The 23,962-nt window shown below is 67.2% G+C and carries 23 protein-coding genes; 12 read left to right on the top strand and 11 right to left on the bottom strand.

What is annotated here, in order from left to right; genetic code table 11:
* Window positions 1-3: 3 nt before the first annotated feature.
* From prmA to AB1I47_RS24680, 6 genes are all read right to left on the bottom strand, one after another.
* Window positions 4-897, bottom strand: a complete 894-nt coding sequence (gene prmA / locus AB1I47_RS24655) for a 50S ribosomal protein L11 methyltransferase (RefSeq protein ID WP_354686334.1) — start codon at window positions 895-897, stop codon at window positions 4-6.
* Window positions 898-965: 68 nt separating this feature from the next.
* On the bottom strand, window positions 966-2,318 hold the full coding sequence (gene accC, locus AB1I47_RS24660; protein ID WP_354686335.1) for an acetyl-CoA carboxylase biotin carboxylase subunit: 1,353 nt from the start codon (window positions 2,316-2,318) through the stop codon (window positions 966-968).
* A gap of 247 nt (window positions 2,319-2,565) precedes the next feature.
* Window positions 2,566-3,027, bottom strand: coding sequence for an acetyl-CoA carboxylase biotin carboxyl carrier protein (gene accB, locus AB1I47_RS24665; protein WP_354686336.1), 462 nt, complete (start codon window positions 3,025-3,027; stop codon window positions 2,566-2,568).
* A 161-nt stretch (window positions 3,028-3,188) separates the two neighbouring features.
* Window positions 3,189-3,677, bottom strand: a complete 489-nt coding sequence (gene aroQ, locus AB1I47_RS24670; RefSeq protein ID WP_354686337.1) for a type II 3-dehydroquinate dehydratase — start codon at window positions 3,675-3,677, stop codon at window positions 3,189-3,191.
* A gap of 197 nt (window positions 3,678-3,874) precedes the next feature.
* The gene (locus tag AB1I47_RS24675) at window positions 3,875-4,423 is read right to left on the bottom strand and encodes a TlpA family protein disulfide reductase (protein WP_354686338.1); all 549 of its coding nucleotides are present in this window, start codon (window positions 4,421-4,423) and stop codon (window positions 3,875-3,877) included.
* 63 nt (window positions 4,424-4,486) lie between these two features.
* Entirely contained in the window at window positions 4,487-5,176 is a 690-nt protein-coding gene (locus tag AB1I47_RS24680; RefSeq protein WP_354686339.1) for a UDP-N-acetylmuramate--alanine ligase, read from the bottom strand.
* Window positions 5,177-5,360: 184 nt separating this feature from the next.
* Here AB1I47_RS24680 and mpl point away from each other — a divergent pair, with 184 nt between their 5' ends.
* The 8 genes from mpl to mtgA all read left to right on the top strand — a co-directional run bounded on the left by mpl (window position 5,361) and on the right by mtgA (window position 13,933).
* Window positions 5,361-6,740: a UDP-N-acetylmuramate:L-alanyl-gamma-D-glutamyl-meso-diaminopimelate ligase gene (gene mpl, locus AB1I47_RS24685; RefSeq protein WP_354686340.1), complete on the top strand. Its 1,380-nt coding sequence runs from the start codon at window positions 5,361-5,363 to the stop codon at window positions 6,738-6,740.
* A gap of 18 nt (window positions 6,741-6,758) precedes the next feature.
* Window positions 6,759-7,373: a YqiA/YcfP family alpha/beta fold hydrolase gene (locus tag AB1I47_RS24690; protein WP_354686341.1), complete on the top strand. Its 615-nt coding sequence runs from the start codon at window positions 6,759-6,761 to the stop codon at window positions 7,371-7,373.
* On the top strand, window positions 7,370-8,014 hold the full coding sequence (locus AB1I47_RS24695; protein ID WP_354686342.1) for a chorismate--pyruvate lyase family protein: 645 nt from the start codon (window positions 7,370-7,372) through the stop codon (window positions 8,012-8,014). Before AB1I47_RS24690 ends, AB1I47_RS24695 begins: the two co-directional genes overlap by 4 nt.
* A gap of 4 nt (window positions 8,015-8,018) precedes the next feature.
* A complete protein-coding gene (gene fabG, locus AB1I47_RS24700) occupies window positions 8,019-8,759 on the top strand; it encodes a 3-oxoacyl-ACP reductase FabG (protein WP_354686343.1) in 741 nt (246 codons plus the stop codon).
* A gap of 271 nt (window positions 8,760-9,030) precedes the next feature.
* The gene (locus AB1I47_RS24705) at window positions 9,031-11,169 is read left to right on the top strand and encodes a ribonuclease catalytic domain-containing protein (RefSeq protein WP_354686344.1); all 2,139 of its coding nucleotides are present in this window, start codon (window positions 9,031-9,033) and stop codon (window positions 11,167-11,169) included.
* 144 nt (window positions 11,170-11,313) lie between these two features.
* The gene (locus AB1I47_RS24710; RefSeq protein WP_354686345.1) at window positions 11,314-12,246 is read left to right on the top strand and encodes an energy transducer TonB; all 933 of its coding nucleotides are present in this window, start codon (window positions 11,314-11,316) and stop codon (window positions 12,244-12,246) included.
* A complete protein-coding gene (gene aroE, locus AB1I47_RS24715) occupies window positions 12,246-13,142 on the top strand; it encodes a shikimate dehydrogenase (protein ID WP_354686346.1) in 897 nt (298 codons plus the stop codon). Before AB1I47_RS24710 ends, aroE begins: the two co-directional genes overlap by 1 nt.
* Window positions 13,143-13,159: 17 nt before the next feature.
* Window positions 13,160-13,933: a monofunctional biosynthetic peptidoglycan transglycosylase gene (gene mtgA, locus AB1I47_RS24720; protein ID WP_354686347.1), complete on the top strand. Its 774-nt coding sequence runs from the start codon at window positions 13,160-13,162 to the stop codon at window positions 13,931-13,933.
* Between the two features lie 12 nt (window positions 13,934-13,945).
* Here the strand turns inward: mtgA and corA are convergent, their stop codons facing one another.
* On the bottom strand, window positions 13,946-14,908 hold the full coding sequence (gene corA, locus AB1I47_RS24725) for a magnesium/cobalt transporter CorA (RefSeq protein WP_354686348.1): 963 nt from the start codon (window positions 14,906-14,908) through the stop codon (window positions 13,946-13,948).
* A 538-nt stretch (window positions 14,909-15,446) separates the two neighbouring features.
* Window positions 15,447-16,346: a DMT family transporter gene (locus tag AB1I47_RS24730; RefSeq protein WP_354686349.1), complete on the bottom strand. Its 900-nt coding sequence runs from the start codon at window positions 16,344-16,346 to the stop codon at window positions 15,447-15,449.
* Window positions 16,347-16,534: 188 nt separating this feature from the next.
* Between AB1I47_RS24730 and pyrF the strand changes: the two genes are divergently transcribed.
* Window positions 16,535-17,353, top strand: coding sequence for an orotidine-5'-phosphate decarboxylase (gene pyrF, locus AB1I47_RS24735; RefSeq protein ID WP_354686350.1), 819 nt, complete (start codon window positions 16,535-16,537; stop codon window positions 17,351-17,353).
* Window positions 17,354-17,421: 68 nt separating this feature from the next.
* Here pyrF and AB1I47_RS24740 read toward each other — a convergent pair whose 3' ends face one another.
* From AB1I47_RS24740 to thiL, 3 genes are all read right to left on the bottom strand, one after another.
* Window positions 17,422-17,919 (bottom strand): CinA family protein, encoded by a 498-nt coding sequence (locus AB1I47_RS24740; protein ID WP_354686351.1) that lies wholly within the window; start codon window positions 17,917-17,919, stop codon window positions 17,422-17,424.
* 53 nt (window positions 17,920-17,972) lie between these two features.
* Complete coding sequence (locus tag AB1I47_RS24745; RefSeq protein ID WP_354686352.1) at window positions 17,973-18,539, bottom strand: phosphatidylglycerophosphatase A family protein; 567 nt, start codon at window positions 18,537-18,539, stop codon at window positions 17,973-17,975.
* 136 nt (window positions 18,540-18,675) lie between these two features.
* Window positions 18,676-19,662, bottom strand: coding sequence for a thiamine-phosphate kinase (gene thiL / locus AB1I47_RS24750; RefSeq protein ID WP_354686353.1), 987 nt, complete (start codon window positions 19,660-19,662; stop codon window positions 18,676-18,678).
* 429 nt (window positions 19,663-20,091) lie between these two features.
* On the opposite strand from thiL, the gene AB1I47_RS24755 reads away from it, so the two are divergent.
* From AB1I47_RS24755 to AB1I47_RS24765, 3 genes are all read left to right on the top strand, one after another.
* Complete coding sequence (locus AB1I47_RS24755; RefSeq protein ID WP_354686354.1) at window positions 20,092-22,416, top strand: NADP-dependent malic enzyme; 2,325 nt, start codon at window positions 20,092-20,094, stop codon at window positions 22,414-22,416.
* A 367-nt stretch (window positions 22,417-22,783) separates the two neighbouring features.
* A complete protein-coding gene (locus AB1I47_RS24760; RefSeq protein WP_354686356.1) occupies window positions 22,784-23,155 on the top strand; it encodes a guanyl-specific ribonuclease in 372 nt (123 codons plus the stop codon).
* On the top strand, window positions 23,152-23,769 hold the full coding sequence (locus tag AB1I47_RS24765) for a barstar family protein (RefSeq protein ID WP_354686355.1): 618 nt from the start codon (window positions 23,152-23,154) through the stop codon (window positions 23,767-23,769). Before AB1I47_RS24760 ends, AB1I47_RS24765 begins: the two co-directional genes overlap by 4 nt.
* The last annotated feature ends 193 nt before the right edge of the window (window positions 23,770-23,962 follow it).

Below are 23,962 nucleotides of genomic sequence, written 5' to 3' on the forward strand. Positions count from 1 at the left end.
CAATCAGGGGCGAGTGCCATGCAGGCAGACCCAGCCTTCCTCGCTGCGCCATACCGTCAGCGGCAGCCAGGGCGCATAGGCCGCGGCGACTTCATCCGCCTGGCGCTCGAGCACGCCCGACAGCACCAGCCGCCCGCCGGGGCGCACGCGGGCGCTGAGCATGGCGGCCATCAGCTTGAGCGGATTCGACAGGATATTGGCGACCACCAGGTCGTAGGTCGCTTCGGACACCGACTCCGGCAGCGCAAACGAGGCTTGCACCTGGTTGCGTTCGGCGTTGTAGCGCGACGCTTCCACGGCGTTGGGATCGATATCGATGCCGACGGTGTCGCCGGCGCCGAGCTTGCGCGCCACGATCGCCAGGATGCCGGAGCCGCAGCCGTAGTCGAGCACGGTCTCGCCCGGCTTCAGGTTCTGCTCCAGCCACTGCATGCACAGTCGCGTGGTGGGATGGCTGCCGGTGCCGAAGGCCAGGCCCGGATCGAGCTCCAGCACCACGGCATCTGGTTCCGGCGCGTCGTGCCACGACGGCACCACCCAGATGCGCTCGCCGATGCGGATCGGCTCGAACTGGGACTGCGTCAGACGCACCCAATCCTGGTCCTCGACCCCGCGCAGCGTATAGGCCGGCACCGGGTCGATGCCAAGCTGGTTGGCGGCAGCGGCCACCACCACGGCGGGGTCCGCATCGTCGCCGAACAGCGCCACCACGCGCGAGCGGTTCCACGCGAGTTGCTTCGGTTCCAGCCCGGGCTCGCCAAACAGCGGCTGCTCGTCGGGGGTATCGGCATCGGCGTCTTCCACCGAAACCGACAGCGCGCCGAGGTCGAACAGGGCGTCAGACCAGGCCTCGGCCTGGTCCTGCGCCACTTCGATCACACATTCCTGAAATGCCACGGGCTTCCTTCTTTACTGCGGTGTGTGTTGGGCTAAGGCCATCGGGACCATCAGGCCCCTCACGCCCCTCACGCCTTCGCGCGCTCCGCCAGGCGCTGCTCCAGATAGTGGATGCTGGTGCCGCCTTCGACGAAGTTGGCGTCCATCATCAGCTCGCGGTGCAGCGGCACGTTGGTCTGGATGCCGTCCACCACCATCTCCGACAGCGCGATGCGCATGCGGGCGATGGCCTGCTCGCGCGTGGCGCCGTAGGTGATGATCTTGCCGATCATCGAATCGTAGGTAGGCGGGACGAAGTAGCCATCATACGCGTGCGAGTCGACTCGCACACCGGGGCCGCCGGGCATGTGCCAGGCGGTGATGCGGCCCGGCGAGGGCGTAAACTTGAACGGATCCTCGGCGTTCACGCGGCATTCGATCGCGTGCCCGCGGAACTGCACATCCTTCTGGCGGAAGCGCAGCTTTTCGCCGAAGGCGATGCGGATCTGCTCCTGCACGATGTCGATGCCGGTGATCATCTCGGTGACCGGGTGCTCGACCTGCACACGCGTGTTCATCTCGATGAAGTAGAACTCGTTGTTCTCGTACAGGAATTCGAACGTGCCGGCACCGCGGTAGCCCATCTTCTTGCAGGCCTCGGCGCAGCGATCGCCGATGCGCTCGATCAGGCGGCGCGGGATATGCGGTGCGGGCGCTTCCTCGATCACCTTCTGGTGGCGGCGCTGCATCGAGCAGTCGCGCTCACCCAGCCAGATCGCCTGGCGGTGCTGGTCGGCGAGGATCTGGATCTCCACATGGCGCGGGTTCTCGAGGAACTTCTCCATGTAGACCTCGGGGTTGCCGAAGGCACGGCCGGCTTCTTCGCGCGTCATGTTGACAGCGTTGATCAGCGCGGCTTCGGTGTGCACCACGCGCATGCCGCGGCCACCGCCACCGCCGGCGGCCTTGATGATCACCGGGTAGCCGACGCGGCGCGCCGTTGCCAGGATTTCCTTGGGATCATCGGGCAGGGCGCCGTCCGAGCCGGGCACGCACGGCACGCCGGCCTTGATCATGGCCTGCTTGGCCGACACCTTGTCGCCCATCAGGCGGATGCTGTCGGCGGTCGGGCCGATAAAGACGAAGCCGGACTTCTCCACGCGCTCGGCGAAATCGGAATTCTCCGACAGGAAGCCGTAGCCGGGGTGGATGGCCTGCGCGTCGGTGACCTCGGCGGCCGAGATGATGGCCGGCATATTGAGGTAGGACAGCGGCGACGGGGCCGGGCCGATGCAGACGGCTTCGTCCGCCAGGCGCACGTACTTGGCTTCCTTGTCGGCCTCCGAGTACACCACGACTGTCTTGATGCCCAGTTCGCGGCAGGCGCGCTGGATGCGAAGAGCGATTTCGCCGCGGTTCGCGATCAGAATTTTTTCAAACATGGTCTCTCTCTGCGAGAACAGGAGCGGTCCCGCTGCGTGCCGGCACGGCACATCGGGCGCGCGGCCGCGTGGCTGGCTGCCACGGTGGCTACGATACTGCGCGGAACTGCATGGAACTGCACGGAAGGGGACGCGATGTCCGCAGCGTCCCCGGCGTCACGAAACGCCATCGCGTGCCGCGCCGCTGCTGCCTGGCTCGCCACTTGTGTGGCTGGCGGCAGCGTCGCGCGCGGCATGCCGGTCAGGCTCAGCCGATGACGAACAGGGGCTGGCCGTATTCCACTGCCTGGCCGTTCTCGACCAGGATTTCCTTGATCACGCCGGCCTTGTCGCACTCGATTTCGTTGAGCAGCTTCATGGCTTCGATGATGCAGACGGTCTGGCCTTCCTTGACCGAATCGCCGACGTTGACGAAGGGAGCGGCGCCCGGCGACGGCGCACGGTAGAACGTGCCCACCATCGGCGAGGTCACCACATGGCCGGCGGGAAGCTGCGCCACCGGCTCGGCGGCCGGGGCGGCGGAGCCCACCGGGGCTGCGGCCGGGGCGGCCGGCAGCGCCTGCATCTGCGGCATGGCCATCGGCGCGGCGACGACTTGCGGCGGTTGCTTGACGATGCGTACCTTGCCGTCGCCTTCGGTGACTTCCAGCTCGGAGATGCCGGATTCGGCCACCAGGTCGATAAGCGTCTTCAGCTTGCGCAGGTCCATCTTTTTATCCTCCTGAATCGGGTTGTCCGGCCGCTGCCGGGAACGGCCGCGGCGGATGAAATCGTTGTGGCGGCCACCAGGGAGCCGCGCCCGCCGTGCCGGTGCACGCGCATCGGGCGCAGGCCGCCGGGCGGCGCGCACATCTGTTCAAAATCTGGGAATCAGCTCCCCGGTGGCGGCTGCTCCTGGGCCAGCGCGTAATCCAGCGCCAGCAGGTACCCCTGCCAGCCCAGCCCACAGATCACCCCGACTGCCACGTCGGAGAAATAGGAGTGGTGGCGGAAGCTCTCGCGCCGGTGCACGTTCGACAGGTGCACCTCGACGAAGGGGATCGCCACACCGGCCAGCGCATCGCGCAATGCCACGCTGGTATGCGTGTAGGCCGCCGGGTTGATGATGATGAAATCGACGCCTTCCTCGCGTGCGGCGTGGATGCGGTCGACCAGTGCCCCTTCATGGTTGGACTGGAACGATGCCAGCGAAATACCGGCCTTTGTCGCACGTTCTGCCAGGGCCGCGTCGATATCGGCCAGCGTCGTGTGCCCGTAGGTCTCCGGCTCGCGCGTGCCCAGCAGGTTGAGGTTTGGCCCATGCAGGACCAGCACCTTGCGGTAGCGGGCTGAGCGACGGATGGAGCGGGTTGCAGTCACGGCGGCTCGACCAGATCAACGAAATTGCGCGGAGATTACCGTAGCTTAGAGGGATTTGTCTAGCGGGCGATACAAGGTATGACGGCCGCATGCGACGCTTGGAGACAATTTTGGGCACTTTCTTACGATTTGCTGCGCCGGGCAAGGGAAATCAGCGAAGAAATCCGAAATTCCCTGAAATTGCCGGAAGAATGTGCTCAGGTGCGTGGCAGCACCGCCCGCAGCTCGGCCGCGGTGACACGTCCCATCTTGCGGAACTTCACCGAGCCATCCGGGTTGATCACCACGGTATATGGCAGCCCGCCCGCGCTGTTGCCGAAGCTGCGCGACAGCTCGGTGCCGGCGAAGCCGGCGACCGCAAGCGGGTAGGCAACGGGCACCTTCCGGGTGAAGTTCTGGATGTTCGCGGCAGAATCAATGCCGATGCCGACAAACTCCACCTGCCGGCTCTTGTACTCGTCATGCAGCGCGGTCAGCTCGGGCATTTCTTCGACGCAAGGGCCGCACCACGGTGCCCAGAAGTTAACCACCACGGTCTTGCCGCGCAGCTTGCCAAGGTCCAGGTCGGCGCCCGCCGCGTCGGGCAGGCGGGTCTGGAAGAAGGTCTCCACGGCCAGGTCGCTGGCGGGCTTGGGCGAGAAGACGAACTGGCCGGCCAGCGCGCCAGCGACGCAGGCGATCACGGCAACGCCGATCCACAACCAGAGGCGGGAACGGCGCAGGGGTGGGGAGACGGTTTCAGTCATGGCAAAAGGAAAGAAGGGCCTGGGCCGGCAGTCAGGGTGACGGGACGGGCGCTGGCCGCAGGGTCAAGCTGGCCCGGCGCCGTCGGCCGCATCCGTCAGCGCCCGCACGGCCTGGATATCCGCCCGCGTCAGGCGCCCCGAGGCATCGGCCCGCACGGCGCCGCGTTCATCGACCGCATCATACAGCGCAATATGGATGCCGACTGGCGCACCCAGTTCCGCGCGCACCTCGCCGGCCAGCAGCCGTGCCTCGCGGCGGTCGGGCCACTGGCCCTTCCACAGGAAGCTCAGGGTCTCGACATCGGCCCGGCCGCCGAAGTGGCGGCTCTCGCTGGTGTCGAAGGTCACCCCGGCGTTGAGCAGGTGCAGCGCCGCGTCCTTGGGGCTGTCGCAGAACAACTGCAGATAGATATCAGAGTGTTCGGTGGCGGTGCCATTCAGTACGGCGCCGACCAGGTAGGGCCGGAACGGCGCCAGATCTTCCATCGCCAGGATCGCCAGCCGGCGCAGCAGCGCCAGGATGCGGGGCTGGCTCTCGGCATGGAACAGCGCCTGGTAGGTGCGCACCTCGGCCTCGATCTGCTCATTGTCGGGCAGCCATTCGCCGGGCACGCGTTGCTCGCCCAGCACCTGGCGCGCGGCCTTGCGCTTGGCGGTGCCGTAGTCGGCACCGTCCTCGGCAATCATGCGGGCGGCGGCCTGGGCGATTTCGTCGCGCAGGCGGGTGGGGTCGGGCTGGGTACGTCGGGTCATGCCCCATGATACCGGACCACGCCCGCGCGTCAGGTGCGCATGGTGCCGCAGTGCAGCGGAGGCCGCTGGCGCTCGGGTACAATCAGGGGCTTCCTGCCCGGCCGCCGCCAGCGGCACAAAACCGCCGCGCGCCGCCGGGTGCCGAGTCCCCAAGCCTGCGGGCATCAAGTCTTTCCGGGAACCCATGCATATTCATATCCTTGGCATCTGCGGCACCTTCATGGGCGGCCTGGCGGTGCTGGCCAAGCAGGCCGGGCATCGCGTCACCGGCTGCGATGCCAATGTCTACCCGCCGATGAGCACCCAGCTCGAGGCCCAGGGGATCGAACTGATCGAAGGCTTCGACCCCGCCCAGCTGGCACTGGAGCCGGACATGTTCGTGATCGGCAATGTGGTGTCGCGCGGCAATCCGCTGATGGAAGCCATCCTCGACCGCAACCTGCCTTATGTGTCGGGCCCGCAATGGCTGGGCGAGCACGTGCTGGCGCGCAAGTGGGTGCTGGCCGTGGCCGGCACGCACGGCAAGACCACCACCACCTCAATGCTGGCCTGGATCCTGGAGGATGCCGGCTACAACCCGGGCTTCCTGGTGGGCGGGGTGCCGCAGAACTTCGGCATCTCGGCGCGCGTGACCGAGTCCGACTTCTTCGTGATCGAGGCCGACGAGTACGACACCGCCTTCTTCGACAAGCGCAGCAAGTTCGTCCACTACCGCCCGCGCACGGCTATCCTGAACAACCTGGAATTCGATCACGCCGACATCTTCCCCGATCTGGCGGCAATCGAGACCCAGTTCCACCACCTGGTGCGCACCGTGCCCGGCCAGGGCAGGCTGGTGGTCAATGGCGTGGAAGAGAGCCTGGCCCGGGTGCTGGAGCGCGGCTGCTGGAGCGAGGTCGAGCAGTTCGGCGTGGGCGACTGGCGCGAGAGCGACGCCGCCGAGGCCAAGGCAGCACCTGGCAAAGATGCCTTCGACGTCTGGTTCGGCCAATCGGTCGCCGGCACGGTGGTGTGGGACCTGCAGGGTACCCACAACCGCATGAACGCGCTGGCTGCGATTGCCGCGGCGCGCCACGTCGGCGTGCCGGTGGCGCAGGCGATCGCCTCGCTCGGGCGCTTCGCCAACGTCAAGCGCCGCATGGAAGTGCGCGGCGTGGTCAATGACATCACCGTCTATGACGACTTCGCCCACCACCCGACCGCGATCCAGACCACGCTGGAAGGCCTGCGCCGCCGTGTCGGCGATGCCCGCATCCTGGCCGTGCTGGAGCCGCGTTCCAATACTATGAAGCTGGGCGTGATGAAGGCACAGTTGCCGGCCAGCCTGGAGCAGGCCGACCTGGTGTTCGGCTACGGCGCCCCGGCCGGCAAGGATGCGCTCGGCTGGGATCTGGCCGGCTCGCTGGCGCCGCTGGGCGCCAGGGCCGGCGCCTTCCACGACCTGGCCGAGCTGGTGCAGGCCGTGCGCGCCGCGGCGCAGCCCGGCGACCACGTGCTTGTGATGAGCAACGGCGGCTTCGGCGGCGTGCACCAGAAGCTGCTGGACGCGCTGTCCCAGCGCTGACCGACGCCAAGGACCATCATGCTGCTGTACCTGCACGGATTCCGCTCCTCGCCACAGTCGTTCAAGGCCCGGCTGGTGCAGGAGCGCATGCGCGAGTGGGGCGTGGGCCGCTACTACGCCTGTCCCACACTCAATGTCTCGCCGGAAATGGCCATTGCACAGGCAGAAGCCGCGATCCGGGCCGCGCAGGCGACCCGCGACCAGGAAGTCGCCATCGTCGGCTCGTCGCTGGGCGGCTTCTACGCGCGCTGGCTGGGCGAGCGCCACGGCTGCAAGACCGTGCTGCTCAACCCGGCCATCCATCCCTGGACTGATCTCGAGCAATATCTCGGCGAGCAGCCGCTGTGGCACGGCGGCGGCTCGGTCACGGTCGAGCGCCGCCACCTGCACGAGCTGCTCGACTTGCGCGTGGACACCCTCACCCGGCCCGAACGCTACTACCTGATCGCCGCCACCGGCGACGAGGTGCTGGACTACCGCGAAATGGTGGCCGCCTGCCCCGGCGCGCAGATCCGCGTGATCGAGGGCAGCGACCACGGCATCAGCGAATTTGCCGACTACGTCGACGATGTGCTCGCCTTCTGCGGCTATGGCCCCGATGGCAAGGTGCCGGCAGGCGCAGGCCCGGCATGAGCGCGCAGTCCGCGCGCCGCTGCGGCTGGAGTTCGCACCTGCCTTTCGACGCGGCCATCACGCCCAACCTGCGGCGCTGGGTCACCGGTGACGATGGCTCGCTGACCGCGCGGCTGGTGGCCGCGTCCGAGCGCTTTCGCGTGGCCCGCCTGCTGCAGCGCCCGCTGCGGCCGCTGGCCGACGAGTGGCAGGCGCTGGGCCAGCACGACCGCACCCCGGCGCTCACACGCGAGGTGCTGCTGATCTGCGACGACATCCCCGCGGTGTTTGCCCACACCGTGGTGCGCCAGTGCCATGCGCGCCGCGACTGGCCGTTCCTGCGCGGGCTGGGGGAGCGTCCGCTCGGCGGGAGGCTGTTCGTCGATCCGGTGGTCGAACGCGATCCGTTCCAGTTTGCCCGGCTGCTGCCGCACCACCCGCTGCGCCACGCGCTGCAGCGCGTGCTGCAGGCGATGGGGCCGGTGCCGATGCTGCCGGCGCGGCGCTCGGTGTTCCGGCGCGGCGACGGCGTCATGCTCGTGACCGAGGTCTTCTTGCCGGACCTGCTGACGCGGCCATCCCCGGAGACCGCGGCAAGCGCGCTGGCGCGAATCAAAGACCGCGGCCCGGTTTTCACACGCGTTACTGAATCGAAGAGGTGATGAAATGAAATTGCAGGGACGGGTTTCCATCATCACCGGTGCCGCCGCCGGCATCGGCTTTGCCACCGCGCAGCGCTTTGCCGCCGAGGGCGCCATCGTCGTGCTGTGCGACGTGCAGGAAGTGCGCCTGCGCGACGCCGCCGACATGCTGGCCGCCGCCGGCGCCACCGTGTCGGCCTACCATGTCGACGTGACCCGGCGCGACGAGGTCGACGCCATGGTGGCGGCGGTGATGGCCGCGCATGGCCGCATCGATGTACTGGTCAACAACGCCGGCATCACCCAGGATGCGCGCCTGGTCAAGATGACCGAGGCGCAGTTCGACGCGGTGATCGACGTCAACCTGAAGGGCGTCTTCAACTGCGCGCAGGCCGTCGCCAACATCATGATCGAGCAGGGCCGCGGCGTGATCCTGAACGCGTCGAGCGTGGTCGGCCTGTATGGCAACTTCGGCCAGACCAACTACGCTGCCAGCAAGTTCGGCGTGATCGGCTTCACCAAGACCTGGGGGCGCGAGCTGGGTCCCAAGGGCGTGCGCGTCAACGCGGTGTGCCCGGGCTTCGTCAATACCGAGATCCTGCAGACCGTGCCGGAGAAGGTGCTGGAAGGCATGAAGCAGTCCTGCTGGCTGCGCCGCCTGGCCGAGCCGGCCGAGATCGCCGGCATCTACGCGTTCCTTGCCAGCGACGACGCCAGCTACGTCAACGGCGTGGCGATCGAGGCCAGCGGCGGCATGTCGCTGTAGCCGTTCCGGGCCTTTTCCCGGGTCTCTGCGCCCCGTCGCGTGCACCGCGGTGATGCGCTGCAGCGAGGGACGGCCCGGGCGCGGCAGCGGGGGTGCGGTATCATTCCACCTCTGCGGCCACGCCGTATCGTTACGGGCGGCCTCCGGCGCGCGGCTTGCGCGCCCGCGCTGCCAGCCGTTTCCGTTCGCAGCTTTTCTCCCACAGGATCCGCTCCAGCGCCGCCATGGCGGCCCCGGCGCGGCTTCCGCGCATTTCTGAAAGTACCGATCGATGCAGTTGCTGTTCGAAGAAGGCGGCGAAATCCGCGCCGGCACCGTGCTGAACCAGCAGGGCGAGGCCTACCAGGTGGAACTGCCGGCCGGCAAGCGCACCAAGGTCAAGTCCCGCGATGTGCTGCTGCAGTTTGCGCAGCCGTCGGCGATCGAGCTGGTACGCCAGACCGGCGACATGGTGGCGGAGATCGACCTGGACTTCCTGTGGGAATGCGCCCCCGAGGCCGAGTTCGGCTTTGCCGAGCTGGCCGCCGAATACTACGGCGCCGAGCCCGGCGCGGTGCAGCAGGCCGCGCTGGCGATGGCGCTGCACGGCAACCCGGTGTACTTCCGCCGCAAGGGGCGCGGGCGCTACCAGCGCGCGCCCGAAGACCAGCTCAAGGCCGCGCTGGCGGCGCTCGAGCGCAAGCGCCAGCAGGCGCTGGTGCAGGCCGAGTACGAAGAACAGCTCAAGGCGCTGACGCTGCCGGAATCGTTCCGCAACAAGGTGCTGCAGCTGCTGTTCAAGCCGGACAAGAACAGCCTGGAGTACAAGGCCATGGACGCGGCCTGCACCGCGCTCGGCATGTCGCCGATGCGGCTGATGGTGGCCGCCGGCGGCGTCGCCAGCGCGCGCGCGCTGCATGAGGCCAAGTTCCTGGCCGAGTGCTTCCCGAAAGGGACGGGCTTTCCGGATACCGACGTGCCCGAGCCGTCCGCGGACCTGCCGCTGGCGGACGTCGAAGCGTTCTCGATCGACGACGTCACCACCACCGAGATCGACGATGCGCTGTCTGTGACCAGGCTCGCCGATGGCAAGCTGCGCATCGGCATCCATATCGCTGCTCCCGCATTGGGCATCCGCCGCGGCGAGCCGCTCGACGCGGTGGCGCGCCAGCGCCTGTCGACGGTCTACTTCCCCGGCGACAAGATCACCATGCTGCCCGACCCGGTGGTGGAGCGCTACACGCTGCAGGAAGGGCGCACGTGCCCGGCGCTGTCGCTGTACGTGACGGTGGACCCGAGCGTGTGGCTGATCACCGGCAGCGAAACCCGTGCGGAGATGGTGCCGATCGCCGCCAACCTGCGCCACAACCTGCTGGACGAGGTGATCACCGAAGCCTCGCTCGCCGAAGGCACCGGCGACTACCCGTTCCGCGACGCGCTGACGCAGCTGTGGCACTTTGCCGGCTACCTGTACGACGAGCGCCAGAAGGCGCGCCTGGCCAGCGGCCTGCGCCCCGAGACGCACAACCGCGCCGACTTCAACTTCTATCTGGACGACCAGCCCGACGGCAGCCAGCGCGTGCGCATCGAGCAGCGCAAGCGCGGCTCGCCGCTGGACAAGATCGTGGCCGAGCTGATGATCCTGGCCAACAGTACCTGGGGCAAGCTGCTGGCCGACCACGGCGTGCCGGGCATCTACCGCACGCAGAAGGCGTGGGGCATGCACCGCACCCGCATGCAGACCTACCCGGCGCCGCACGAGGGGCTGGGCGTGGCGCAGTACGCGTGGAGCACCTCGCCGCTGCGCCGCTATGTCGACCTGGTCAACCAGTGGCAGATCCTGGCGGTGGCGCAGCATGGCGTGACTGCCAAGCTGGTGGCGCCGTTCAAGCCCAAGGACGCCGACCTGCTGGCCGCGGTGGCCGACTTCGAAGGCACCTATGCCGCCTATGCCGACCACCAGTCGACCATGGAGCGCTACTGGTGCCTGCGCTGGCTCAAGCAGGAAAACCGCGAGCGCCTGATGGCCTCGGTGCTCAAGGAAGGCGCGGTGCGCTTTACCGAGATCCCGCTGGTCACGCGCGTGCCGGAACTGGCCCAGGCGCAGCGCGGCACCCAGGTGCTGCTGGAGATCGGCGAAACCGACGAAATCACGCTGGAAGTGTCGTGCCGCGTGCTGGAAGTCTTTGCCGGCGAAGGCGAATTGCCCGAGGAAGAACTGGAAAGCGACGAGGAAGCCGCTGAAGTGTCGGCCGAAGCTGCTGCGGAGGCGGCAGCGGAAGAGGCTGCCAAACAGGCCGCCGGCGTGTCCGACGCAGTGTCGGACGAGGCGCCGGACGAAGCGGCTGTCAGCGAAGGCCAGGGCGAAGGCGCGGCCGACGAAGGCGAGGCGTCGGCGCAGCGCGACACCGGCGGGCCGGCCGCGGGCTGAAGCCTTCGGAAAACAGCGGCGCTCACTTACAATGCCTACCGTCGTTCCCGCGTGCGCGGGAATGACGGCCGGCCCATGCGGCACCGCAATGTCCCGCACTGTCCGCCTTTCCCGGACACCCCTCCAGCCCCTCATCCAGCCATCGTGAACGCCGCTCTCGCCGCTCCCCGCCACTGGTGGCATGCCAGGTGGCACCACAGCAGTACGCTCGCCAAGGCGCTGGCCATTTCCCTGGCCGTGCACGCGGTGCTGCTGATGGTGCGGATCGCCGCGCCCGAGGTGTTCGAGATCAAGCGCCGCGATGCCGCGCTGGACGTGGTGCTGGTCAACGCCAAGTCGGCGCAGAAGCCGCGCAACCCCACCGCGCTGGCGCAGGCCAACCTGGACGGCGGCGGCGACCATGACCAGCAGCGCGCCAGCACGCCGCTGCCGGCGCAGACCGTAACGCAGGAAGGCGACCTGGTGCGCCAGGTGCAGCGCCGCGTCGAGCAGCTCGAACAGGAGCAGCAGCGCCTGCTGACCCAGGCGCGCGAGCCCGCGCCTGCCGTGCGCAACCAGCCGCTCAAGCCCGGCGAACGGCGCGATGACAACCCGCAGCGCGGCCAGGACGAGCGCACCTCGGCCGACGAGATGGCCAGGCTCGAGGCCGAGATCGGCCGCAACCTGGACCACTACGCCAAGCGGCCCAAGCGCTTCCAGCTCACGGCCACGAGCGCGCAGGCGGTCGACTACGCGCAGTATTACGACCGGCTGCGCCGCAAGATCGAGGCGCGCGGCACCACCGACTTCCCGCAACGCAACGGCAAGCCGCTATACGGCCAGCTGATCCTGGTGATCAACGTCAACCGGCTGGGCAAGCTCGGCTACAACCGCGACGGCTACAACATCGACGCCATCGACGTGGTCAAGAGCTCGGGCGATCCCGCGCTGGACCGCCAGGCGGTGGCGATCGTGCGCTCGGCCGCGCCGTTCGGCGCGTTTACGCCGGAGATGGCGGCGCGCCAGGACATCCTCGAAGTCATTTCCACTTTCAAGTTTTCGCGCAGCGGGCTGGAAACCCGCTTGCAGGCACGCTGATGACATCCACTGATCCTTCCGCTTCCTCCCAGCTCCCGGCCGACCGCTATGTGGTGATCGGCAACCCCGTCGCGCACAGCCGCTCGCCGGCGATCCACGCCGCCTTCGCGCGCCAGACCGGCGAGGCCGTGCAGTACGACCGGCTGGAGGCGCCGCTGGACGGGTTTGCCGACACCGTGCGCAAGTTCTTTGCCGATGGCGGCTACGGCTGCAACGTGACCGTGCCGTTCAAGCTGGAGGCCTATGACCTGGCCGACCGCCTGACCGAACGCGCAGAAGCTGCCGGCGCGGTCAACACCCTGTGGATCGAGGAAGGCCTGATCCATGGCGACAATACCGACGGCGTCGGCCTGGTGCGCGATATCCAGGACAACCTCGATACGCTGATCGAAGGCAAGCGCGTGCTGCTGCTGGGCGCCGGCGGCGCGGCCATGGGGGCGATGCTGCCGCTGATCGAAAGCCGGCCGTCGCGCATCGTGGTGGCCAACCGTACCGCCTCGCGCGCCAGCGACATGCTGGAAGAATTCGTCGAAGCCGCCGACCAGTACGGCGTGGAGCTGTGGGGCGGCGGCCTCGATGCGCTCGACGGCCTGTCCGAGGACGAGGCCGTCGACGTGGTGATCAACGCCTCGTCCAGCAGCCTGCATGGCGAAGTGCCGCCGGTGCCCGAATTCCTGCTGGGCGAGGGCGTGCTGGCCTACGACATGATGTACGGCGCCGAGCCCACGGTGTTCCTGCAGTTCGCCGCGCGCTGCGGCGCGCGTACCAGCGACGGCCTGGGCATGCTGGTGGAACAGGCGGCTGAAGCCTTCTACATCTGGCGCGGCGTGCGCCCCCGCACGGCCCCCGTGCTGGCCGAGCTGCGCGCAGCGCTGCAGGCCGAACGCAAGGGCTGACCGGGGCGCCGCCACCCGTGGCCAACCGCAGCCGCACGGCCAGCGCCGCGCGCGCCCGCGCTTCGTCGGGGCGCGCGGTATTCAACCCGGTCCGCTGGCTCGGCTACCTGCTGGGCTGCGTGCTCGCCGGCGTCGTGGCGATGCAGCTCTACTTCTTCGTGCAGATCGCCTCGTGGCAGTACGTGAACCCGTCGACGACCACGTTCATGCGCGCCGAGCGCTGGCGGCTGTGCGGCATCAACGTGTGGAACTGCGCCATCGACCGGCAATGGGTGCCCTACGACCGCATCTCGCGCAATCTCAAGCGCGCCGTGATCGCCAGCGAGGACGCCGACTTCGTCAACCACCCGGGCTATGAGCTGGACGCGATGCTCGACGCCTGGGAGCGCAACAAGAAGCGCGGCCGCATCGTGCGCGGCGGCTCGACCATCACGCAGCAGCTCGCCAAGAACCTGTTCCTGTCCGCCGAGCAGCACTACCTGCGCAAGGGGCAGGAGCTGGCGATCACGTGGATGCTCGAGTTCTGGCTCGACAAGCAGCGCATCTACGAGATCTACCTGAATTCGGTGGAATGGGGCGAGGGCGTGTTCGGCGCGCAGGCCGCGGCGCAGTACTACTTCCGCACCAGCGCCGACAAGCTCAGCGTGGGCCAGTCGGCGCGGCTGGCCGCGGCGCTGCCGGCGCCCAAGTGCTTCGACAAGAAGGAATACTGCGCCAACGTGCGCGTGAATTTCCGCGCCAAGGCGGGGATCATCGCGCGGCGGATGGGGGCGGCGGCGCTGCCCGACTGAGCCCCGCGGGGCTCAGCTCAGCCACCCCTTCCTGCGGAAATACACCAGCGGAATCGCCGCCGACACCGCCATCAGCGCAATCGCCCACGGATAGCCCGCGGCCCAGTCAAGCTCCGGCATAAGCTTGAAGTTCATGCCGTAGATGCTGGCGATCAGCGTGGGCGGCATCAGCGCCACCGACACCACCGAGAACAGTTTGATGATCTTGTTCTGGTTGATGTTGATGAAACCGACGGTCGCATCCATCAGGAAGTTGATCTTGTCGAACAGGAACGCGGTGTGGTTCTCGATCGAATCGATATCGCGCAGGATCTGGCGCGCCTCGTCCTGCTGCTCGGCCGACAGCAGCTGGCTGCGCATCAGGAAGGACACCGCGCGGCGCGTGTCCATCACGTTGCGGCGGATGCGGCCGTTCAGGTCTTCCTCGCGCGCAATGGTTTCCAGCACATCGGCGGCGGCGGCATCGGTCACGTTCTCGGCCAGCACGCGGCGGCTTGCTTCTTCGAGCCGCTCGTAGATTTCCTCGATCGAGTCGGCGGAATACTCGGCGTCGGTCGCGTACAGGTCCATCAGCACGTCCTTGGCGTTGCGCACCGAGCCTGGCCGCATGCGCGCGCGCAGCCGCACCAGCCGGAACACCGGCAGGTCTTCGTCGTGGATGGAGAACAGCACGTCGCGCGTCAGCACGAACGCCACGCGCACGTTGCGCGACGCCTCTTCCTCGTCCAGCAGGAAGTCGGTGCGGATATGGATATTCTCGTCCTCGCCCTCGAAGTAGCGCGCCGACGCCTCGAGGTCGCCGAGGTCTTCCAGTTCCGGAAGGGCGACGCCGTAGGCTTCCTTGATCCAGTTCAGCTCTTCGTCGTCGGGATTGACGACGTCGATCCAGATCGGCTTGTGCTGCAGCAGCTCATTGCGCTCGTCGACCTGCTCCTGGGCGAGCCGGCCTTTCTGCAGGACGAACAGGTTGATCATCCCCGGGATTCCTTATTGCTGATTGCGACGAAAAACAAAGACAAGCGCGAAGACAAGCGCAGGCGGCTCGCCGCATCCCAGGTGCTCCGTCATGCCCTCTAAGCCTTGCGGCGATCGCAATGGCCGGGCCACGGGCAAGCGTGATCGCGCTGCGCCGCGGCTGCCGGACTCGGCACGACGGTACAAGGCGATGGCGTTTGCCTGGGTTGGCTGGCTAGCCGGGAGAGGAAGATCCGCAACGATGCGGCGCGCATGGATGGCGCCGCCGGTGGCACGGAAAGACACTCGCCCGCAGTGTTCTGCTGCGGGCGAGGCCGACGAGGCGCGGAGCCGGGTGCTCCGGGCGGGTCGTCGTTACGCAGCCCGCAGTGACATGGCATTCGTAGAGGCGGCAGCGTTGCTGCGCCAACTCGAACACCCGATGCTACTGCCCACGTAATTTCTCCGGGATTGTGATGGCCGCGAGTGTAGCCCAACGAAGGGCCGCTTGTTAAGTGAAATCTCCGCGTCGACGGCCCGCCGGGGCGCCATGCCCCCGTCAGCCCATGGCGCCCCGCAGCCGGCGCCACAGCAGCGGCGCCAGCATCACCGAGGACAGCGCCATGAACATCAGCACGATCGCCGCGTAGTCCTGCCAGTGCGGCTGCTCGCCCAGCAGCCACATGCCCGAGAACACCCCGACCACCGGGATGAACATGATCGACAGGCTCGACACCACCGGCGGCAGGCTGCGCGCGAGCCCGAACCAGACCAGGTGACAGAAGGCAAAGACCACCACCGCGTTGTAGGCGATCGCGCCCCATTCGATGGCGGTGGGCATGCGCCAGCCGGATTCCAGCAGCAGCGAGCCGGCCAGCAGGAAGGGCAGCGTCACCGCCAGCATCCAGAAGGTCATGGCGCCGATCGGCACGCTGGTCTGGGTGCGCTTCATCAGCTGGGTGCCGAAGCCCCAGCCGGCCGCGGCCAGCAGCATCAGCAGCGTGCCGGCGGGACTGCCCGTCAGCGCGCTGATCTCGCCCGACAGCAGCAGCACGGTGCCGGCCAGCGCGCAGCCGATGCCGAACCAGGCCCAGCCGCTGATGCGCTCGCGGAAGAACACCAGCCCCCACACCACCGCCCAGATCGGCATGGTGTAGCCCAGGATGGCGGCCCGGCCCGACGACAGCATCTTGACCGCGACGATGGCAAACAGGTGCCAGACCACCATATTCGGCAAGGCCAGGCGCAACACGGTGCCCCATTCGCGGCGCGGCACTGCCAGCGAATCGCCGCGCAGCCGCAGCGCCAGGCCCAGCGCCAGCACGCCGCCCGCCATGCACAGCAGCCGGAAAGCCAGGGGCGGGAAGTGCGCCACGCCGACCTTCATGATGGGCCAGTTGATGCCCCAGGCGAGGGTCAGCACGACAAGCAGGAAAATACCGCGGCGATCGAGAGACATGGATGAGGGCGGCTGGCTGTGCGCGATGCCGCTCTTTGTTTTGAGAGGAAGCGCAAAACCATAGCACGCAGCGGGTAAAATTGCCGAAAGCGACATATGCTGCAGGGATGAATGGTTTTCACGCCGCTGCGGCCAACCGCGCCGGCCGGTCCAGTGGGCGCCGGCGCCATCAGGATACCGAGTTACCCATGACTTTCATCGAGCAGCTTGCTGCCGCCTGGCAGCGCAACGATTCCCTTCTGTGTGTCGGGCTCGATCCTGACCCGCAGAAGCTGCCGCTGTCCCTGACCGGGACGGGCGGCGCCATCTTCTCGTTCTGCCGCGAGATCGTCGACGCCACCGCCGACCTGGTCTGCGCCTTCAAGCCGCAGATCGCGTACTTCCACTCGCAGCGCGCCGAGGAACAGCTCGAGCAGCTGATCCACTATATCCACGACGCCCACCCCGGCATCCCGGTGATCCTGGACGCCAAGCGCGGCGATATCGGCTCGACCGCCGAGCATTACGCGGTCGAAGCCTTCGAGCGCTACAAGGCCGACGCGGTCACGGTCAGCCCCTACATGGGCTTCGATTCGATGCAGCCGTACCTGAACTACCCGGGCCGCGGCGTGATCGTGCTGTGCCGCACCTCCAACCCGGGCGGCTCGGACGTGCAGTTCCTGCAGGTAGACGGCAAGCCGCTGTACCAGGTGGTGGCCGAGGCCGCGCGCGAGCGCTGGAATACCACCGGCCAGATGGGGCTGGTGGTCGGCGCGACCTTCCCGAACGAGATTGCGCGGGTGCGGCAGATCGTCGGCGACATGCCGCTGCTGATCCCGGGAATCGGCGCGCAGGGCGGCGATATCGAGGCGACGGTCAAGGCCGGGCGCACGGCGGACGGCACCGGCATGATGATCAATTCGTCGCGGGCGATTCTTTACGCCAGCCGGGAGAAGGACTTTGCCAATGCGGCGAGGAATGTCGCGTTGCAGACCAGGGAGACGATCAACCGGTATCGCCACGGTTGAGCCTGTTGTCGGTCGTTCCAAGCTTCCAAATCAACAAGGGCCGCGTCACTGACGCGGCCCTTGTTGATTCAAGCCTCATTCCTCACCAGCTCCAGCAACCCCCGCATCGCATACTCCGCCGCCTGGCGGCGGATCTGCCCGCGATCGCCCCGGAAGCGCTGGGTCTCGGTACGCGTGGTAATGCGGTTGCTCCAGCCAAAGCACACCATCCCCACCGGCTTCTCCGGCGTGCCGCCGTTAGGGCCGGCCACTCCCGTAATCGACAGCGATACCTGCGCGCGGCTGTTGAGCAGCGCGCCCTCGGCCATGGCGTGCGCCACTTCCTCGCTGACCGCGCCGTGGTCGCGGATCAGCCTGGCCGGCACGCCCAGCATGGTGGACTTGGCTTCGTTGGAATAGGTGACAAAGCCCCGCTCGAACCAGCCGGACGAGCCCGACACGTCGGTGATGGCGGCGGCCACGAGCCCGCCGGTGCAGGATTCGGCGGTGGCCAGCATCAGCGATTTGTCGGCTAGGGCGACACCGGCCTGGATGGCGAGCTGGTCGAGCAGGCGGCTGACGGACATGGTGGATTCGGGTTGGGTTCTGGTGATGGGAGTAACTGGGGGTTGGCCGCGTTTCAGAACGAGCGCCACAGCGCGAACACCAGCAGGGTGTAGAACGCGGCAAAGATATCGTCGAACATCACGCCAAAGCCGCCGCGCAGGCCGGGGCCCTTGAGCGTGCGGTCGTAGTAGCCGATCGGCGCGGGCTTGGCGATATCGAACAGCCGGAACCACAGGAAGGCGGCGAACTGCCCCCAGAACCCGGTCGGCATGACAAAGGCCAGCACCAGCCAGAACGCGATGATCTCGTCCCAGACCATGCTGCCATGGTCGTGCACGCCCATGTCGCGCGCGGTGCGGGCGCAGGCCCACAGTCCGAGCAGGAAGCCGCCGGCGATGATCCACAGCCAGCTGATGGGTTCGATCCACAGCGAGATCACCGTGTACGTCAGCCAGGCATAGAGGGTGCCGACCGTGCCCGGGCTGACGGGCGACAGGCCCGAGCCGAAGCCGAAGGCGATCAGGTGGGCCGGATGCGCCAGCATAAAGCGGGCGGTGGGGCGCGTGACCTTGACGGTCTGGCCGGCTTCCAGGGTCAGGGCGGGGTCGCGCGGCGCGGCCCCGGGAGGCAAGGTGGACATCAGTCTGGCTCGTGTGATGCGGATGCTGCTTATGGTTATGGCCTGATGTTCCGGCCCCGTTGCGCCGCATGGCGCGGGACTCCCTTCCCGCTGCAGCGCACCGATGCCGGCATCATGACACGGCTATGCGCCGGTGTCAGGGGGAAGCGAAGTGGTCGAAGCTGGCGCCCTCGTAGCGCGTCGGGTTGCCGGACGCGTCGACCAGCCTCAATCCGGGTTCCGGCGTGATGGTGCCGACGCGCACCAGCGGCAGTTCCAGCCGCCCGGCGATCGCGGCAATGGCGTCACGGTTGCCGGTCGGAGCGGTGAAGCACAGTTCATAGTCGTCGCCGCCGGCCAGCACGCATTCGCGCTGGATCGCCTCCGGCTGGCTGGCCAGCACAGCCGAGCGCGGCAGCGCATCGACATCGACCAGCGCGCCGACCTGCGAGCGCGCCAGGATATGGCCGAGGTCGCCCACCAGCCCGTCGGAGATATCGAGTGCGGCATGAGCCACGCCACGCAGCGCCATGCCCAGCGCCACGCGCGGCGTCGGCGTGTCCATGCGCGGGCGCACCTGGCTGAACTCGGGCTCGGGCAGCAGCCATTCGCCGCGGCAGTCACCCAGTGCCAGGCGCGCGTCGCCGAGGGTCCCGGAAACCCAGATATCGTCGCCCGGGCGTGCGGCATCGCGGCGCAGCGCCGCGCGCACCGGCACGTCGCCGAACACCGTCAGCGACAGCGTCAGCGGTCCGCGCGTGGTATCGCCGCCGACCAGTTCGCAGCCGTGCGCATCGGCCAGTTCAAGCATGCCTGCGGCCAGTTCGGCCAGCCAGGCCGGATCGGCCTCGGGCAGCGCCAGCGCCAGCGTGAAGGCGCGCGGCTCGGCGCCCATCGCGGCGAGGTCTGACAGGTTGACCGCCAGCGCCTTGTGGCCGAGCGCGCGCGGCGCCACATCCGGGAAGAAATGCCGGCCGCTGACCAGCATATCGGTGCTGATGGCCAGGTGATGGCCCGGGCGGCCCTCGATCAGCGCGCAGTCGTCGCCCACGCCCAGCGCGGCCTTGCGCACCGGCCGGGTGAAATAACGGCGGATCAGGTCGAATTCGGAAAGCTGGGGCTGGGCGGACTGGGCGTCGGACATCGCTGTGCGGTGGATTGGCCCGGCCGGCAGGACGGGAAAGGCATTGGGGGATGCTGCTGGCGGGGGCGTTGCGCGCGCAAGCTTACCGATTGCGTGAGGATTGCGTAACGACTGGCGCGGCGTCCACACAGCGCGCCAGCATGCGGTGCCCTTGGCATTTCAGCAAGATACTGCCGTGCATGACAGCCATGACCGCAGCGGGACACCCCGCATCCGCCGGGCGGCGCTACGCTTGCTGGTGTTGGCCCCGGGGTTGGGGCATATTGTACCGAATCGCAAAGGTGCCCCAAGTAAAACGCTTATTGTGAAATAGTATTTCACTATATAAAATGCTGGGTTCCAAAGGAAGAGAAGGGCGGACACGTGGAGCCGGTCCGCCGATCGTCCCAGCCTCGTCAATGACGGCTCCACCGATTGGAAGATGCGCCGATGACCAGCCCTCAGCAGCCCCCGTCCCAAGACGATCTGAAACAGCAGCAGCGTGAGGCGCTGCGCAAAGCGGCGCTCGAGTACCACGAGTTTCCGACCCCCGGCAAGATCTCGGTTACGCCGACCAAGCCGCTGTCGAACCAGCGCGACCTGGCCCTGGCCTATTCGCCGGGCGTGGCCGCGGCCTGTGAAGAGATCGTGGTCGATCCGGCCAATTCCTTCCGCTACACCGCGCGCGGCAACCTGGTCGCCGTGATCACCAACGGCACCGCCGTGCTGGGCCTGGGCGATATCGGTGCCGCGGCTTCCAAGCCCGTGATGGAAGGCAAGGGCGGGCTGTTCAAGAAGTTCGCCGGTATCGACGTGTTCGATATCGAAATCGATGAAAAGGACCCCGAGAAGCTGGTCCAGATCATCGCGGCGCTGGAACCCACCTTCGGCGGCATCAACCTGGAAGACATCAAGGCACCGGAGTGCTTCTACGTCGAGCGCAAGCTGCGCGAGAAGATGAAGATCCCCGTCTTCCACGATGACCAGCACGGCACCGCCATCGTGGTGGCGGCGGCGATCATCAACGGCCTGAAAGTGGTCGGCAAGGACATCAAGCAGGTCAAGCTGGTCGCCTCGGGCGCCGGCGCGGCCGCGCTGGCCTGCCTGGACCTGCTGGTCGATATCGGCCTGCCGATCGAAAACATCTGGGTGACCGACCTGGCCGGCGTGGTCTACGAAGGCCGTACCGAGCTGATGGACCCGGAAAAGGCGCGCTTCTCGCAAAAGACCGACAAGCGCAAGCTGGCCGAAGTGATCGACGGCGCCGACATTTTCCTGGGCCTGTCCGCCGCGGGCGTGCTCAAGCAGGACATGGTCCAGCGCATGGCCGACAAGCCGCTGGTGCTGGCGCTGGCCAACCCCAACCCGGAAATCGCGCCGGAGCTGGTCAAGGAAGTGCGCCCCGACGCCGTGATGGCCACCGGGCGTACCGACTACCCGAACCAGGTCAACAACGTCCTGTGCTTCCCGTTCATCTTCCGCGGTGCGCTGGATTGCGGCGCGACCACCATCACGCGCGAAATGGAAATCGCCGCGGCCAATGCGCTGGCCGAGCTGGCGCGCCAGGAGCAGAGCGACATCGTCGCTACCGCCTATGGCATCCAGGACTTGTCGTTCGGCCCCGAGTACCTGATCCCGAAGCCGTTCGATCCGCGCCTGATCGTCAAGGTGGCCCCGGCCGTGGCGGAAGCCGCGATGAAGTCGGGCGTGGCCGCCCGTCCGATCGAGGACATGGACGCCTACCGCCTCCAGCTGCAGCAGTTCGTGTACCACTCGGGCACGCTGATGAAGCCGATCTACGCCGCCGCGCGCAAGGTCGAGATGGAGAAGAAGCGCATCGTCTTCGCCGAGGGCGAGGAAGAGCGCGTGCTGCGCGCGGTGCAGGTCATCGTCGACGAAAAGCTGGCCAACCCGATCCTGATCGCCCGACCGGCCGTGCTGCAGCACCGCATCGAGCGCTTCGGCCTGCGCCTGCGCCCCGGCGTGGACTTCACCTTGGTCAACCCGGAGCACGACGAGCGCTTCCGCGATTACTCTGACACGTATTACCGCATGATGGCGCGCCAGGGCATCACGCCGCAGTACGCCAAGCTGGAACTGCGCCGCCGCACCACGCTGATCGGCGCCATGCTGGTCAGGCAGGGCGAGGCCGATGGCATGATCTGCGGCACCGTCAGCAACACCGCTGCACACCTGCGCTATATCGACCAGGTACTGGGCGGCACCAGCAAGGTCTACGCGGCGATGAACGGCCTGGTGCTGCCGGGCCGCCAGATCTTCCTGGTCGACACCCACGTCAACGTGGACCCGACCGCCGAGGAACTGGCCGAGATCACGCTGATGGCTGCCGAAGAGCTCAAGCGCTTCGGCATCGAGCCCAAGGTCGGCCTGCTGTCGCATTCGAACTTCGGTTCTTCCGAGGCGCCTTCGGCCCGCAAGATGCGCGAAACGCTCGCCATCCTGCGCGAGCGCGCGCCGGAACTCGAAGTCGATGGCGAAATGCACGGCGACAGCGCGCTGGACCAGAAGCTGCGCGACCAGCTCGTGCCGGACTGCACGCTCAAGGGCGAAGCCAACCTGCTGGTGTGCCCGAACATCGATGCGGCCAATATCTCGTACAACCTGCTCAAGGTCGCCGCGGGCAACAACGTCGCGATCGGGCCGATCCTGCTGGGCGTGAAGGCGCCGGTGCACATCCTGACGCCGTCGGCGACGGTGCGCCGTATCGTCAACATGACCTCGCTGGTCGTGGTCGATGCCGCTGCGAAGCGTTAAGACGTCACATCACAAATGTGACCAGAAGCCGGGCTTGCCCCGGCTTTTTTTGTGTCGGTATGTAAGGGGTTAGTATGCGCACACATACGCTTAACATATTGAAACAATTGAAGAAATAGCGCTGCCAAAGGGCCGGGATTGATTAATTGCGTGCATGCGCGTAACCTTACGCCTTTGATACAGGCAGGCGCTCGCCATGAGCGCCCCGGTGCGGCCGGCATCCATCGCGCTCCTTCAGGTGGCGCAGGGCGCTGGCCAGGGTGGCCCGGACAGATCGTCTACCCAACCAGCGGCAGGCTCGATTTCCGGTTCAACCAAGACAAGCAACGTGGGTTTCCAAGTTCCTCTGATGCGGCACGCAACGCGCATGCTGGCCCGGTCCATGACCGGCGCGGCGCTGGTGCTGGCCCTGGCGCAGCCGACGCTGGCGCGGCAGGTGCAAACCGAAGGGTTGGGAACCATTGCAGTGCAGCAGTTGCCCAACGAAGCACGGCAGACCCTGGACCGGATCGAAACCGGTGGCCCGTTCCCGTATGACAAGGACGGGTCCAGATTCGGTAACTACGAGCGCATCCTGCCGCAGAAAGAACGCGGGTATTACCGCGAATACACGGTCAAGAGCGCCAGAAGCCGGAACCGGGGAGCCAAGCGGATCGTATGCGGCGGGGAACAACGCGCTGCCAACGATTGTTACTACACGGAAGATCACTACAACAGCTTCAAACGGATAATCAAATGATGACTGACATTTTCGGATTGGGCGACGCCCTTGCCGCCCGCGAAGAGCGCGGCGCCGGAGATGGCTGGCAGCGGGCTCAGCAGCAGGCCCAGAACCTATACGACAACGTGCTGATGATGCCGCGCCAAGAGCTGACGCACAAACTCCCGCCCGCGACCGCGCCTGTGGCCATGCCTACCGGTGCGGGCTGGGCCGACGGCACCAGCGAGGGGGCCATGAATCTGTTCAAGACGGTGCGTCCGAACATCGTCCAGTCGATCCGCGCCTTCCGGGTGCCCGCGCTGGCGCAGGCGGCCGCGGATCTTGGCCAGCATTTCCTGTACGCCAACTGCGCGCATTGCGCGAGCAAGGCGGAGATCCTCGAAACCATCGCGACCTCGTTCACCTTCCCGAAGCACTTCGGCAAGAACTTCGACGCGTTGGCGGACTGCCTGACCGACATGATCTACAAGGCCGGCCCGCAGCCGGGGTTTGTGATCGTGCTGGAAGGGCTGCCGATCGCGCAGAAATTCGACAAGGAAGGGCGCGAGGTGCTGCTCGATGTGTTCCGCGATGCCGCCGAGTTCTGGGGCGAGCGGAAGGTGCAGTTCAGGGTGTTTTATTCGTTTGCCTGATTGGTTCTGTGCGCAGTCTCATGCAAAAAGCCCGCAATTGCGGGCTTTTTGCTAAGTGCTGATCAGTTCTGAATCCTGCCGGTTTTCTCCCCTCTCCCGCTTGCGGGAGACGGGCTGGGCAGGCGGTGGCATACCGACGCGTTTTGCTTCGTTGACGCTCCGGCCCTCACCCCCACCCCTCTCCCGCGCGCGG

The sequence above is a fragment of the Cupriavidus necator genome (assembly GCF_040578825.1).
GTDB classification, from domain to species: Bacteria; Pseudomonadota; Gammaproteobacteria; order Burkholderiales; family Burkholderiaceae; genus Cupriavidus; species Cupriavidus necator_E.

What these genes read in the sequence shown, in the direction of transcription:
- accC (WP_354686335.1), bottom strand. Translation starts at nt 2,318, where the DNA reads ATGTTTGAAAAAATTCTGATCGCGAACCGCGGCGAAATCGCTCTTCGC.
- accB (WP_354686336.1), bottom strand. Translation starts at nt 3,027, where the DNA reads ATGGACCTGCGCAAGCTGAAGACGCTTATCGACCTGGTGGCCGAATCC.
- AB1I47_RS24675 (WP_354686338.1), bottom strand. Translation starts at nt 4,423, where the DNA reads ATGACTGAAACCGTCTCCCCACCCCTGCGCCGTTCCCGCCTCTGGTTG.
- AB1I47_RS24680 (WP_354686339.1), bottom strand. Translation starts at nt 5,176, where the DNA reads ATGACCCGACGTACCCAGCCCGACCCCACCCGCCTGCGCGACGAAATC.
- mpl (WP_354686340.1), top strand. Translation starts at nt 5,361, where the DNA reads ATGCATATTCATATCCTTGGCATCTGCGGCACCTTCATGGGCGGCCTG.
- AB1I47_RS24690 (WP_354686341.1), top strand. Translation starts at nt 6,759, where the DNA reads ATGCTGCTGTACCTGCACGGATTCCGCTCCTCGCCACAGTCGTTCAAG.
- AB1I47_RS24695 (WP_354686342.1), top strand. Translation starts at nt 7,370, where the DNA reads ATGAGCGCGCAGTCCGCGCGCCGCTGCGGCTGGAGTTCGCACCTGCCT.
- fabG (WP_354686343.1), top strand. Translation starts at nt 8,019, where the DNA reads ATGAAATTGCAGGGACGGGTTTCCATCATCACCGGTGCCGCCGCCGGC.
- AB1I47_RS24705 (WP_354686344.1), top strand. Translation starts at nt 9,031, where the DNA reads ATGCAGTTGCTGTTCGAAGAAGGCGGCGAAATCCGCGCCGGCACCGTG.
- aroE (WP_354686346.1), top strand. Translation starts at nt 12,246, where the DNA reads ATGACATCCACTGATCCTTCCGCTTCCTCCCAGCTCCCGGCCGACCGC.
- corA (WP_354686348.1), bottom strand. Translation starts at nt 14,908, where the DNA reads ATGATCAACCTGTTCGTCCTGCAGAAAGGCCGGCTCGCCCAGGAGCAG.
- AB1I47_RS24730 (WP_354686349.1), bottom strand. Translation starts at nt 16,346, where the DNA reads ATGTCTCTCGATCGCCGCGGTATTTTCCTGCTTGTCGTGCTGACCCTC.
- pyrF (WP_354686350.1), top strand. Translation starts at nt 16,535, where the DNA reads ATGACTTTCATCGAGCAGCTTGCTGCCGCCTGGCAGCGCAACGATTCC.
- AB1I47_RS24740 (WP_354686351.1), bottom strand. Translation starts at nt 17,919, where the DNA reads ATGTCCGTCAGCCGCCTGCTCGACCAGCTCGCCATCCAGGCCGGTGTC.
- AB1I47_RS24745 (WP_354686352.1), bottom strand. Translation starts at nt 18,539, where the DNA reads ATGTCCACCTTGCCTCCCGGGGCCGCGCCGCGCGACCCCGCCCTGACC.
- thiL (WP_354686353.1), bottom strand. Translation starts at nt 19,662, where the DNA reads ATGTCCGACGCCCAGTCCGCCCAGCCCCAGCTTTCCGAATTCGACCTG.
- AB1I47_RS24755 (WP_354686354.1), top strand. Translation starts at nt 20,092, where the DNA reads ATGACCAGCCCTCAGCAGCCCCCGTCCCAAGACGATCTGAAACAGCAG.
- AB1I47_RS24760 (WP_354686356.1), top strand. Translation starts at nt 22,784, where the DNA reads ATGCTGGCCCGGTCCATGACCGGCGCGGCGCTGGTGCTGGCCCTGGCG.
- AB1I47_RS24765 (WP_354686355.1), top strand. Translation starts at nt 23,152, where the DNA reads ATGATGACTGACATTTTCGGATTGGGCGACGCCCTTGCCGCCCGCGAA.